This window comes from Parvularcula maris (assembly GCF_024505085.1).
In the GTDB taxonomy this organism is placed as follows: Bacteria; Pseudomonadota; Alphaproteobacteria; order Caulobacterales; family Parvularculaceae; genus Parvularcula; species Parvularcula maris.
The window spans coordinates 22,294-34,301 of sequence record NZ_JANIBC010000008.1; the positions used below are offsets into that span (position 1 = coordinate 22,294).

At 64.9% G+C, this 12,008-nt stretch carries 10 protein-coding genes; 6 read left to right on the forward strand and 4 right to left on the reverse strand.

Annotation, left to right across the window (positions count from 1 at the left end):
• Nucleotides 1–13: 13 nt before the first annotated feature.
• Nucleotides 14–691: a VPLPA-CTERM sorting domain-containing protein gene (locus NOG11_RS10275; RefSeq protein WP_256619669.1), complete on the forward strand. Its 678-nt coding sequence runs from the start codon at nucleotides 14–16 to the stop codon at nucleotides 689–691.
• Nucleotides 692–1,048: 357 nt separating this feature from the next.
• On the opposite strand, the gene acnA is transcribed toward NOG11_RS10275, so the two are convergent.
• On the reverse strand, nucleotides 1,049–3,784 hold the full coding sequence (gene acnA / locus NOG11_RS10280) for an aconitate hydratase AcnA (protein WP_256619670.1): 2,736 nt from the start codon (nucleotides 3,782–3,784) through the stop codon (nucleotides 1,049–1,051).
• Nucleotides 3,785–4,016: 232 nt separating this feature from the next.
• On the opposite strand from acnA, the gene ccmA reads away from it, so the two are divergent.
• The 4 genes from ccmA to NOG11_RS10300 all read left to right on the forward strand — a co-directional run bounded on the left by ccmA (nucleotide 4,017) and on the right by NOG11_RS10300 (nucleotide 6,662).
• Nucleotides 4,017–4,622: a heme ABC exporter ATP-binding protein CcmA gene (gene ccmA / locus NOG11_RS10285; RefSeq protein WP_256619671.1), complete on the forward strand. Its 606-nt coding sequence runs from the start codon at nucleotides 4,017–4,019 to the stop codon at nucleotides 4,620–4,622.
• The gene (locus tag NOG11_RS10290) at nucleotides 4,619–5,248 is read left to right on the forward strand and encodes a heme exporter protein CcmB (protein ID WP_256619672.1); all 630 of its coding nucleotides are present in this window, start codon (nucleotides 4,619–4,621) and stop codon (nucleotides 5,246–5,248) included. Before ccmA ends, NOG11_RS10290 begins: the two co-directional genes overlap by 4 nt.
• A gap of 638 nt (nucleotides 5,249–5,886) precedes the next feature.
• Nucleotides 5,887–6,207 carry a polyhydroxyalkanoic acid system family protein gene (locus NOG11_RS10295; RefSeq protein ID WP_256619673.1) on the forward strand — a complete coding sequence of 107 codons (321 nt, stop codon included), beginning with the start codon at nucleotides 5,887–5,889 and terminating at the stop codon, nucleotides 6,205–6,207.
• An 86-nt stretch (nucleotides 6,208–6,293) separates the two neighbouring features.
• Nucleotides 6,294–6,662 (forward strand): hypothetical protein, encoded by a 369-nt coding sequence (locus NOG11_RS10300; protein WP_256619674.1) that lies wholly within the window; start codon nucleotides 6,294–6,296, stop codon nucleotides 6,660–6,662.
• Between the two features lie 69 nt (nucleotides 6,663–6,731).
• Here NOG11_RS10300 and NOG11_RS10305 read toward each other — a convergent pair whose 3' ends face one another.
• The gene (locus NOG11_RS10305; protein WP_256619675.1) at nucleotides 6,732–7,430 is read right to left on the reverse strand and encodes a hypothetical protein; all 699 of its coding nucleotides are present in this window, start codon (nucleotides 7,428–7,430) and stop codon (nucleotides 6,732–6,734) included.
• 98 nt (nucleotides 7,431–7,528) lie between these two features.
• Between NOG11_RS10305 and lepA the strand changes: the two genes are divergently transcribed.
• The gene (lepA, locus tag NOG11_RS10310) at nucleotides 7,529–9,367 is read left to right on the forward strand and encodes a translation elongation factor 4 (RefSeq protein ID WP_370468264.1); all 1,839 of its coding nucleotides are present in this window, start codon (nucleotides 7,529–7,531) and stop codon (nucleotides 9,365–9,367) included.
• A 61-nt stretch (nucleotides 9,368–9,428) separates the two neighbouring features.
• On the opposite strand, the gene NOG11_RS10315 is transcribed toward lepA, so the two are convergent.
• Nucleotides 9,429–10,832, reverse strand: coding sequence for a PAS domain S-box protein (locus NOG11_RS10315; RefSeq protein WP_305889036.1), 1,404 nt, complete (start codon nucleotides 10,830–10,832; stop codon nucleotides 9,429–9,431).
• A gap of 141 nt (nucleotides 10,833–10,973) precedes the next feature.
• Complete coding sequence (locus NOG11_RS10325) at nucleotides 10,974–11,993, reverse strand: zinc transporter ZntB (protein WP_256619676.1); 1,020 nt, start codon at nucleotides 11,991–11,993, stop codon at nucleotides 10,974–10,976.
• Nucleotides 11,994–12,008 lie beyond the last annotated feature (15 nt).

Sequence of the window (12,008 nt, forward strand, 5' to 3'; positions counted from 1 at the left end):
CATGGGGGATATCATGCACCGTTTTCTCACCGCGGCGGCCTCGCTTGCCGCGCTTCTCGCCGGGCAGGCCGGCGCGGCGATGGTCGATCTGACCGATCCGAACCTTACCATCAACAGCTCGGGCAAGACCGTGGTCGCCACCGAGGACGGGGTCGAGATCTCCGTCGAGGCGGCGCACTGGTGGTTCAGCCTCGGCTCCTGGAACTGGGAGACTTCGCCCACCGGCGGGCTGACGCAGTACAGCCAGGGTCTCGGCATCAACCAGCCCAATGACTGGCACACGGTGGACGGCAAGGGCACCAACGAGGCCATCGTCATCAGCGCGCAAGAGAACGGTGTCGACGTGGCGATCCGCCTGACATCGATCGAGTTCGGCTATTTCGGCAGCAATTCCGACTTCGACCTTCTGGTGGATGACGGCAACGGCTCGCTCGACCGGGTCATCAACGACCAGAACATCGGCGCCAACAACCCCGCGCTCCTCAGCGAGCTCGGCACGGCCTTCGTCATCGGCGCCGACCAGGAGTGCCGCCTCTTCGCCGGCTGCGAGTACGACTACTTCAAGCTGAAGAGCTTCAGCTACGAGCTGCTCTCCGACATCGACAGCGAGGTGCCGGTGCCGGGCGCCCTTCCCCTGTTCCTGGCGGGGGCGGCCGGGTTCGGCGCCCTGCGGCGCAAACGCCAGGGCTGAGAACGCCTCAAGGTCACCTGACGAAAGAAGCCCGCTCGGCAGTGCCGAGCGGGCTTTCTTCTGTGTCCGGTCTTTAGCAGGAACCTGTAGCAAGGAGTGTCGGTCTGCCTTTTCGAGGCGGCACGCTGCGCGAGCCGCCCTACGGGCCGTGACAACCAACTGCCGTCATCCCGGACAGCGAAGCTGATCCGGGACCCATGGACCGAACGGTGCACGCTGAACAACAGCCGTTTTTCTGATCAACCGTAGGCCATGGGTCCCGGATAAGCGCGATGCGCTTTCCGGGATGACGGGGGCGGTGGTAAAAGGAAGGGCGACCCCGAGAGACCGCCCTTCCTTTTTTGATCAGAATGCGAACTACGCCGCGAGCTTCCTCAGCACGTAGTGCAGGATGCCGCCATTGCGGTAGTAGTCGAGCTCGTCCTGGGTGTCGATCCGTGCCAGGACGGTGATGTCCTTGGACTGACCGTCGCCGTAGGAGATCGTCACTTTCAGCTCCTGCTGCGGCTCGAGGTTCTCCACGCCGTGCACGGAGATCTGCTCGTCGCCGGAGAGGCCGAGGCTCTCCCAGCTGTCGCCGTCTTTGAACTGGAGCGGTAGGACGCCCATGCCGATGAGGTTCGAGCGGTGGATGCGCTCGACGCTCTCGAAGATCACAGCCTTGACGCCGAGGAGCACCGTACCCTTGGCCGCCCAGTCGCGCGACGAGCCGTTGCCGTAGAGCTCACCGCCGAAGACGACCAGCGGCGTACCGTTGGCGCGGTGCTTCATGGCGGCGTCGTAGATCGGCATGGTCTCGCCATCATACTTGGTGATGCCGCCCTCGGTGTTGGGCACCATGTGGTTCTTGATGCGGATATTGGCGAAGGTGCCGCGCATCATGACCTCGTGGTTGCCGCGGCGCGAGCCGTAGGAGTTGAATTCCCGCTCGGGCACCTGGTGCTCTTGCAGGTAAGTGCCGGCCGGGCTGTCCTCCTTGATGGCGCCCGCCGGAGAGATATGGTCCGTGGTCACGCTGTCGCCGAGAAGCGCGAGGATGCGGGCGTTCTCGATGGGCTCGGGGTCGGCGGGACGGCTGTCCATGCCCTCGAAATAGGGCGGGTTCTGCACATAGGTGCTGGACGGCCAGCTATAGGTGTCGCCGCCGGAGACGTCGATCGCCTGCCAACGTTCGTCGCCCTTGAAGACCTCACCGTAGCGCTCGGCGAACATCTGCGAGGTCACGTTCTCGCGGACGAGCTCGGCGATCTCCTGGCTCGTGGGCCAGATGTCCTTGAGGAAGACGTCGTTGCCTTGATCGTCCTTGCCGAGAGGATCTTTGGTCAGGTCCACATGCATGGAGCCCGCCAGCGCGTAGGCGACGACGAGGGGCGGCGAGGCCAGATAGTTGGCGCGCACGTCAGGCGAAATGCGGCCCTCGAAGTTGCGGTTGCCCGAGAGCACCGAGCAGGCCACCAGGTTGTTGTCGTTGATGGTCTTCGAGATCGGCTCGGGCAGCGGGCCGGAGTTGCCGATGCAGGTGGTGCAGCCATAGCCGACCAGGTTGAAGCCGAGGGCGTCGAGATCGTCCTGCACGCCCGCGCGCTCAAGATAGTCCGTGACCACCTGCGAGCCAGGCGCGAGCGAGGTCTTTACCCAGGGCTTGACCTTTAGGCCCTTGGCGCGGGCCTTGCGAGCGACGAGGCCTGCGGCCATCAGGATCGCCGGGTTCGAGGTGTTCGTGCACGACGTAATGGCCGCGATGACGATCGAGCCGTCATGGACGCCGTACTCCGCTCCGCCCACGTCGTAGTGGACAATGTCCTCGATGCCGTTGGCGCCCTCGGCGATGAACTCAGCCTCCTCCACATCGTCGGCGCGCTTGGTCTTCTCGATGGGGCCGCCCTTGATGTTCTCGACGTCCTTCCTGAACTGTGCCGAGGCCTCGGAAAGCACGATCTTGTCCTGGGGCCGCTTGGGACCGGAGATGGCGGGGACGACCGTGGAGAGGTCGAGCTCGAGGGTGTCCGTGAAGTGAGGTTCATGGCCTTCCTCCCGCCAGAGGCCCTGCTCCTTGGCATAAGCTTCGACGAGCTCGATGCGGCTTTCTTCCCGGCCCGTGGCCCTCAGATAGCGGAGGGTCTCGTCATCGACGGGGAAGAAGGCGCAGGTGGAGCCGAACTCAGGCGACATGTTGCCGAGAGTGGCTCTATCTTCGAGGGAGAGGTTGCCGACGCCGGGGCCGAAGAACTCGACGAACTTGCCGACCACGCCCTTGTCGCGCAGCATCTTGGTGCAGGTGAGAACGAGGTCCGTAGCGGTGGCGCCTTCGGGCAGCTTGCCGGTCAGCTTTAAGCCGATGACTTCGGGAATCAGCATGCTGACGGGCTGGCCGAGCATGCCGGCCTCTGCCTCGATGCCGCCGACACCCCAGCCGAGGATGGAGAGGCCGTTGACCATGGTGGTGTGGCTGTCCGTACCCACCAGCGTGTCAGGATAGGCATAGGTCTCGCCTTCATAATCGGCAGTCCAGGTGGTCTGGCCGAGATACTCAAGGTTCACCTGGTGGCAGATGCCGGTGCCCGGCGGCACGACGCGGAAGTTCTCGAACGCGCTCTGACCCCATTTGAGGAACTGGTAGCGCTCCTTGTTGCGGTCGTACTCGCGCTCGACGTTCTTCTCGAAGGCCTCTTCGGAGCCGAAATAGTCCACCATGACCGAGTGGTCGATGACGAGGTCGACGGGGACCAGCGGGTTGATCTTCTGGGGGTCGCCGCCGAGGGTCTTCATGGCGTCGCGCATGGCGGCGAGGTCCACCACGGCGGGCACGCCGGTGAAGTCCTGCATCAGGACGCGGGCGGGGCGGTAGGCGATCTCGATCGGGTTCTTGCCGCCGTTCTTCAGCCAGGTGCCGAAGGCGTCGATCATGTCGGTGGTGACCGAGCGGCCATCCTCGAAGCGCAGCATGTTCTCGAGGAGGTATTTCAGCGACACCGGCAGCTTGGAGAGGTCGCCTAGGCGCTCCTCGGCCTTCTTCAGCGAGTAGATGGCGTAGTTCTTCCCGCCGGCGGAGAGGGAGGTCTTGGTTTTCAGGCTGTCATGACCGGGCTGCATGGCGTCTCCTTGTTGCGAACGCTTCGCAAGTATACGAACGAAATCTCGGGCGGCTTATGCGCCTGATGACCCGCTGTTGCAACGCGGCAGGGAACAAAGGGGCCTGGCTTTTGGTCGCCAGGCAAGAGCTCGTGAAGGACGCGGGGGGAAGTAGGCAGGCATTCCGCACCAAGCCTCTTCACGCTTGCCCCCTCCCCCCGGCTTGGCGCATTCACCGTCTATGGCCTTCGAGATGTCGCTGCACCTGACGGATGTGACCGTGGAACGGGCTGGAAGGCCTGTGGTGGGCGGGGTGTCGCTCACGGCTGCGCCCGGCGATATCGTGCTGCTGCGGGGGGGCAACGGGTCGGGGAAGACGTCGATTTTGCGGGCGGTGGCGGAACTTGCCTCCTATGAGGGGCAGGTGGTGTTCAAGCGGGGGGTGCAGCCCCTCGACCCGGCCTTCATCCGCAGCTTCGAGACCCACTACGTCTCCCCCGAGGGAGGGCTGAACCCGCGCCTGACCGTGCGCGAGACGGCGGGCTTCGAAGCGGCCATGGAGGGCCGCGACCCTGCGGAGGCGTTGGAGATGCTGGCGCTGGACCGCGCCGCCGAGCTGCGGGTGGCGGAGCTCTCCACCGGGCAGCGGCGGCGGCTCTCTTTCCTGCGGCTTCTTCTGGGTCCTCGCGCGCTGTGGCTCCTCGACGAGCCGTTCTCCGGCCTCGACACGGAGGGCCGCGCCGTGGTCCTCGCCCTGATCGAGAACCAGCGCGAGCGGGGCGGCATCGTGCTTCTGGCACTGCATGAAGAGGTCATCATCAGCGGCGCCAGGACCCTGCGGGTGGAGGCGGCCGCATGAGGAGGAAGGCGCTTCTCATCCGGGAGCTTCGCCTGCGTGCCCGCCAGGGGGGATGGGCGGTGTCCTGCGGCGTGTTCCTGGCTACCGGGCTGATGGCGCCCTTGGCGCTCGGAGGCGAGCCGGCCCTTCTGCGGGAGGCGGCGCCCGGCGCTTTGTGGCTTCTTCTGGGGCTGTCGATGTTTCTCGGCCTCGAGGGCCTGTTCGAGGACGACCTCCGCGGCGGGGTCTTCGAGCGGCTTATCCTCTCGCCGCTCGCCCTGTCCGAAGTCATGCTGATCAAGCTGGGGGCCGCCTGGGCGTTCCTTGCGGGGCCGCTACTCGTCGCCGTGCCCGTGCTGTTGCTGGCTTACGGCGCGGCGCCGATCGGGGCGCTCGCCTTTCTTCTGGCGAGCCCAGGTCTCGTTCTGACCTCCGGCGTGGTGAGCGCGCTGGCGAGCGGGCAGCGCCGCGGCGGGCCGCTTCTTGTCTTCTGCGCCCTCCCGCTGATCGTGCCTGCCCTCGTCTTCGGACCCCAGGCCGGGGAAGCGGGGCTTCTGCCCTTTCTCATCCTTGCCGCCCACAGCCTCGTCGCCGTTGCGGTGTGCCCTTTCCTGGCCGCCGCGGCGATCCGCCTTCAACTCACCTAATGCGTTTGTACCGTTTGCAAGCAGACGAGACGTGGGGCGCTGCTGCTTCCTCCCCCTCAGCCTGTGGGCAGCTCCCCCTCGGAGAGGGGGAGCGAAGAAGCGAGCGGCGCCGGTTCTGCTTCCCTCCGCTACGCGAGTGGGGGAGGTGCCCGAAGGGCGGAGGGGGCCGCGGCTGTAGCCACTTATCCCCGCCCCCTCATCCTATCGTACCTTCCCCCTCGCTTCTCCCCGCATGGTGGGGCTGACCGGTAGCTCGGGTAGGCGGGGAGGCGGTGCTCTGCAAGGTGCCCCCGTATGGCTTGCGGGGAGGAGGGAGCGGTCCCGGCAAGGTGGGACGCCTTCCGCCAGTACCAAGCAGCGAGAGCTTGAAGCGCTGATCGGCCTGCGGCGGACCCAGAGCCCCGCCCCCCGACCGGCCTCTCGTAACAGTGCCGGGAGCGGGCGGGACGTCCCCGCACATACCTACTACTGAAGCGAGGACCAAGGCCCGCTCCAGCCTCCACCACCACGCAGCCGCCGCCAAGCCCTGGCGAGCGGGTTTCGGTGCTGCTTCGCTTTGTGGCGTCATGCGCAAATCTTCGCTTGGCTGGCCTGACCTACGCTCTCGCAACTGCGCAGGAAGCGCCTATCTACCGTCCATGGCAAAACCCGTGACGGTCACCCTCGACCACGACAAGAGCCCCGAAGAGCTGCGCCGCAAGATCGACGCGAACCTGGCTGAGCTGACCGATGGTCTGGCTGGCAAGATCGCGCTGAAGGTGGACAAGCGCTGGGAGCGGGACACCCTTCACTTCGGTGCCCGCGCCATGATGCAGAGCGTCACCGGCACGATCGAGCTCTTCCCCCAGCATGTCAGGATCACCGTGGTGCTGCCGAATCTCCTCGCCGGGATGGCGGAGAAGGTGAGCCACCAGATCCAGAAGAAGGGCTCGATCATGCTGGAGGACAAGCGTACTTGACGTGTTCCTCACGGAATCGAGAAAGCTATTAACCTGCCGTCATTCTTCTGTTAGCGTCGCCTCTGGTCTGGGAGGCAGGACATATCATGGGCAGTATTCTCATCATTCTGGCGCGGGCGCTGATCGTCTCGCCGTTTCTCATCACCGCCGTGATGGCGGGGCTCGACTACAGCGCGGCCGCGTCGGCTTTTGCGGATACCTACCCGCAGCTCGCCGCGGGCTATCCGGTGATCCTGGGCGTGCAGGTGCTGCTCGGCCTCATCGTCATCCTAGGCCTGCCGGGGCACCGGATCATCGCGGCCCTCGTCGCCGTCGCCGTTGTCGCCATCGGCTTCTGGGTGGCGCCGTTCTGGAACATGCCGGCTGCCGAGATGACGGCGACCTTGAACCTCTTCGTCGGCCATGTGGCCCAGGCGGGTGGGCTCTTGCTCATCGCGGTGATGAACCGGGACTGACACATCTTCGGTGCGCAGCAAAAAGCCCGGCTCGAACGAGCCGGGCTTTCTCGTCTCTGACCTCTCGGGCTACTGACCCAGGAACTTCTTAGATGCTTCCATCGCCAGCTCCAGCGCCAGGTCGTGATCGGTGATCTCATAGGCGCCCAGCGTGGTGTGGCCACCATTGACGTTGAGCTTCTTGGTCAGCTCGTCGTCCCGCGCGGTCACCTCGATACGGCTCATCCCGGCGTCGATCCGGTCGACCAGCGGAAGGCTCGTATCGTTGGACACCGAGACCCCCTGACCCCGCCCGCCGCTCTGGGCGATGGCCACCATGGCCTGACGGTAGCCGCCGAACTCCTGATAGTAGAAGTCGAAGGCCCTGTTGAGGGTCGCCTGATCCGCCCCGCCAATGGTGACGGTGGTGAGCGACAGCCCCGCCGCGTCCTTGACGGTGAAGGCTTTGGTCAGCGCCGCCTCGTTGATCTGGTTGAGGAGCTGCAGCGGCACCCCGCCGGCGCCCGGCACGAAGGACATCATCACCACGGCGTCCGGCGTGCCGTCGATCTCCACATCGAGGAGGGACACCACATGGGGCCAGCCGGAGGTCTCGACGCCGAGGAACATGCGGATCTTGCCGCCCTCCGCCGTCTGCTCGCCGCCGAGGCGAAGGCCTTTGGCGGCCATCATCTGCTTGACCTCGTTGGCGCCCACTTCTGCATGGGCCGCCCCTGCCAGAGCGAGAAGAGATGCGGCCGCGCCCAGCAGCCTCGAGACGGTTTTCATGGTGGTGCCCTCCTGAAGAAGCCCGCAGCATTGCCCGTTCAGGCGACCCCGGCAAGTCTTTGTTAAGGAACAGTGACGCGCCGAGGCGCTCATACCGCATGGACGGCCCCGCCCTGTGGCCCTATGGCGAGCGGATGACCGACCTTTCGCGTATCAGAAACTTCTCCATCGTGGCGCATATCGACCACGGCAAATCGACCCTGGCCGACCGCCTCATCCAAACGACCGGCGGGCTCACCGACCGCGAGATGCAGGAGCAGGTGCTCGACAATATGGAGCTAGAGCGCGAGCGCGGCATCACCATCAAGGCCCAGACGGTTCGGCTCAACTACACGGCCAAGGACGGGAACGAGTATATCTTGAACCTGATCGACACGCCCGGCCATGTCGACTTCGCCTATGAGGTGAACAGGAGCCTCGCGGCCGTTGAAGGCTCGCTTCTCGTGGTGGACGCCTCCCAGGGCGTCGAGGCGCAGACCCTCGCCAATGTCTACCAGGCGATCGAGGTGGACCACGAGATCGTCCCGGTTCTGAACAAGATCGACCTTCCCGCCGCAGAGCCTGACCGGGTGAAGGAGCAGATCGAGGAGGTGATCGGCCTCGACGCGACGGATGCGGTGGAGATCTCCGCCAAGACCGGCCTCGGCGTGCCCGACGTGCTCGAAGCCATCGTGAACCGCCTGCCCTCGCCCAAGGGCGACCCCGACGCGCCGCTCAAGGCGATGCTGGTGGATAGCTGGTACGACCTCTACTTGGGCGTTGTGGTCCTGGTGCGGATCATCGACGGTAAGATGAAGAAGAACCAGAAGATCCGCATGATGAAGGCGAAGGCCACCTACCAGCTCGACCAGGTGGGGGTCTTCACGCCCAAGAAGGTCGAGGTGGACGAACTCGGTCCCGGCGAGATCGGCTACTTCACCGCCTCGATCAAGGAGGTGGCGGACACGGCCGTCGGCGACACGATCACCGACGACAAGAAGCCCGCCGCCCAGGCGCTGCCGGGCTTCAAGCCGAACCAGCCGGTTGTCTTCTGCGGCCTCTTCCCCGTGGACTCGAACGATTTCGAGGATCTCCGCGACGCCATCGCCAAGCTCAGGCTCAACGATGCCAGCTTCGAGTACGAGATGGAGACTTCCGCCGCGCTCGGTTTCGGCTTCCGCTGCGGCTTCCTCGGGCTCCTGCACCTCGAGATCGTCCGTGAGCGTCTGGAACGTGAGTTCAACATCGACCTCATCACTACGGCGCCCTCTGTGGTCTACCACATGTACAAGACCGACGGAGAGATGGAGGAGCTGCACAACCCCGCCGACATGCCGGACCCGGTGCATATCGACCATCTCGAAGAGCCCTGGATCAAGGCGACGATCCTCGTGCCTGACGACTATCTGGGCGGCGTTCTCAAGCTCTGCGAGGACCGGCGCGGTATTCAGAAAGACCTAACCTATGCGGGCAGCCGCGCAATGGTAGTCTACGAGCTGCCGCTCAACGAGGTGGTGTTCGATTTCTACGACCGGCTGAAGTCGATCACCAAGGGCTATGCCAGCTTCGACTATCAGATCATCGAGTATCGCGGCGGCGAGCTGGTCCGTATGCAGATTCTCGTCAACGAGGAGCCCGTCGATGCCTTGGCCGTGGTGGTCCACCGTTCGAAAGCGGAGGCCCGCGGGCGGGCCATGTGCGAGAAACTCAAGGACCTCATCCCCCGCCACCTCTTCAAGATTCCGATCCAGGCGGCGCTTGGCGGCAGGGTCATCGCCCGCGAGACCATCGGTGCCATGAGGAAAGACGTGACCGCCAAATGCTACGGCGGCGACGCGACCCGTAAGCGGAAGCTTCTAGAGAAGCAGAAGGCCGGTAAGAAGAAGATGCGCCAGTTCGGCCGGGTGGAGATTCCTCAGGAGGCCTTCATCAAGGCGCTCAAGATGGACGATGCCTGACCTGTAGGGCGGTTCGCGAAGCGTGCCGCCTCTCCTCTCCCTAGTAGGGGGAGGAGATACCCTACCGGCCTTCGCGCAGCGACATCCTGATCGTGAAGCCGTCCTCGCGCTCGTCGATACCGGCCTCCTTCCAGCTCGATCCGCGCACGAAGGTCTTGACTAGGCTGAAGCCGAAGCGGCCCTCGCTTCTCAAGGGGGCGTCCTCGTCCCAGACCACGCGGAGCTCCTCTCCCTCCTCCTGCCAGGACAGCTTCACGCCCCTTCCTTGAGAAAGCGCTCCGTTCTCGGAGGACATCAGGGCCAGCTCGTAGAGGATGATGGCGGCGTTCACCGCCTGGCGCCCGCTGAACCGCCCGCCCTTGCCGCGGCGGGCGACCAGCTCGCCTTCGGGGTCGAAGGGGCCGATGACCGCTTCGACGATATCGACGAAGGGCGCTTCGCGGTCGGGCTCCTGGAAGACCAGGGTGTGGGCCGCGTTGAGGGCTTGGAGCTGATAGAGAAGACGGGATCTCAGGGCGTCGCCAGTGTCGTCGCCGGCATCGGCGCTTCGGACGATGACCATCATGGTGGCGAAGATGTTCTTCACGCGGTGGTCGAGCTCGGCGACCAGCCGCTGACGCTCCTCTTCGGCCTCCACCTGTTCGGTGACGTCGCGCTGCACGGCCAGCCAGGAGCGGGGCGTGCCGTCCTTGTTGTGAATGGGCGACACAGACCACTCGATCCAGAAGGGTGTGCCGTCCTTCCTGTAGTTGACCGTACGGATATACTCAGCGCCCTGACCAGCCTCGAGCTTCGTACGCAGATCGTCGAGCACCGCCCGGTCCGTCCGCTCCCCCTGAAGGACGCGGGGGGTCATGCCCTCGGCCTCCTCGGCGCTGTAGCCGGTCATGCGCTCGAAGCCCCTGTTGACGAAGGTGATCTTGGGGCCGGGCTCACCCAGGGGAGCGTACTCGGTGATCGAAATACTGTCCTTGGCCTGATCGACAGCGATTTCGAGGTCCCGCGCCCGGTCGATGGCCTGCTGCATGCGCTCGTTGGAGAGGCGGGTTTTGCCCTCCAGCGCCTCCACCGCTTCATGCTGGTCGGTCACGTCCCATTGGGAGCCGAAGAAGTGGGTCAGTTTGCCCGCCTCGTCATAGACCGGGCTGATATGCAGCGCGTTCCAGAAGGGGGTGCCGTCGCGGCGGTAGTTGAGCAGCTCGAAATAGCCGAACTCCTCGGAGCTGAGGGTCTGCCTCATCTGCTCCACGACCGCGCGGTCGGTGCCCTCGCCCTGGAGGAAGCGGCAGTTGCGTCCCAGGACCTCCTCCATGGGGTAGCCGGTCAGCTTGCAGAAGGCCTCGTTGGCATAGACGATGGGGTTGTCGGGCAGGTGGGGGTCGGTCGCGATCATGGCCATGCGCGTATGGGCGAACATGGTCTTGAGGAGGAACTCGGGAGGGGCGCCTACACGGTCGTCGAACATGGCGGTTTTCTAGCGACAATCTGGCGCAGGTCGAGGGGGAAGGGGCCAAGCCTGGCAAAGAAAACACAATAGAGAAACGGTGCTTCTATCATAGGATAAGGGGTTGTGCCCGGTGCTGTAGCATAGGCTAAAGGAGCGAGCTCAGATCCAGTCCCTGGCCTTGAAGAAGACCCCCGCCGTGCCGCCGATCCCTAGGCACAGAAGCACCACGAAGGCGAAGGCCCGCGGGTCCTCTTGCCCTGGAAGGCCGCCGACATTGATTCCAAGTAGACCGGTGAGAAAGCCAAGGGGAAGAAACACCGCCGAGACCACGGAGAGCAGCATCATGTTGCGGTTCATGCGCTCGGACCGGATGGCGGCCATCTGATCGACGATCACCTGGGCGCGCTCGATGGTGATGTCGAGCTCCTCCACCACCCGGACCAGGCGGTCCGCCTCCTCCTGCAGCTCGATGAGATCGTCGGAGGAGAAGACGCTGTCCTCCTTGATGCCGAGCCTCGTCACCGCGTCCCGCATGGGCGCGAGGTAGCGCCGGTAGATCGTGGCATCGTGGCGCATGGCGGAGACCGTGTCGCGGAGCTGGTCGTTGGCGCCGAGGCGCTGGGCGTCCTGCTCGCAAGCGTCCAAACTGTCGGCCAGGCCGTCGACAACCGGGTCGATGAGGTCGATCAAGCGGCTGACGATCTCCATCAGAAGGGGGGCGGTGCGCTTGAAGCCCTCGCCGCGGTCGTACTCCTGCCTGATCGTGTTGACGGCGAGGCTCTGCTTCTTGCGCACGGTGACGAGAAGTCCCGGCTCGATCCAGCAGCGCAGCGACAGCATGTCCTCGGGGCGGGCGCCCTCGTTGAGGTTGACGCCGCGCAGGATGAGGATGCTGCCTTTCTTCAGGTGCCGCGTGCGGGGCCGTGTCTCGGTGGCGATGAGAGAGTTCGTGACCACGGGGGCAAGCCCCAGGCGCTCGCAATTGGCCTCGGTGGTCTCATCGAGGCTCAGATGAAGCCAGAGATAGCCGCCGGTCGGAGCCTTGGCCTCGAAAGGGCGGTCGAGGCGCTGCACCCGCCCCGTGGGGCTGACGGCGTAGGCGGAGAGAACACCTTGGGAGCGCAGATCGCCGGGGTCTTGCGACGCAGCGTCGCCGCCTGGATACTCTTCACCGATCATCAGGCATTCCTCTGG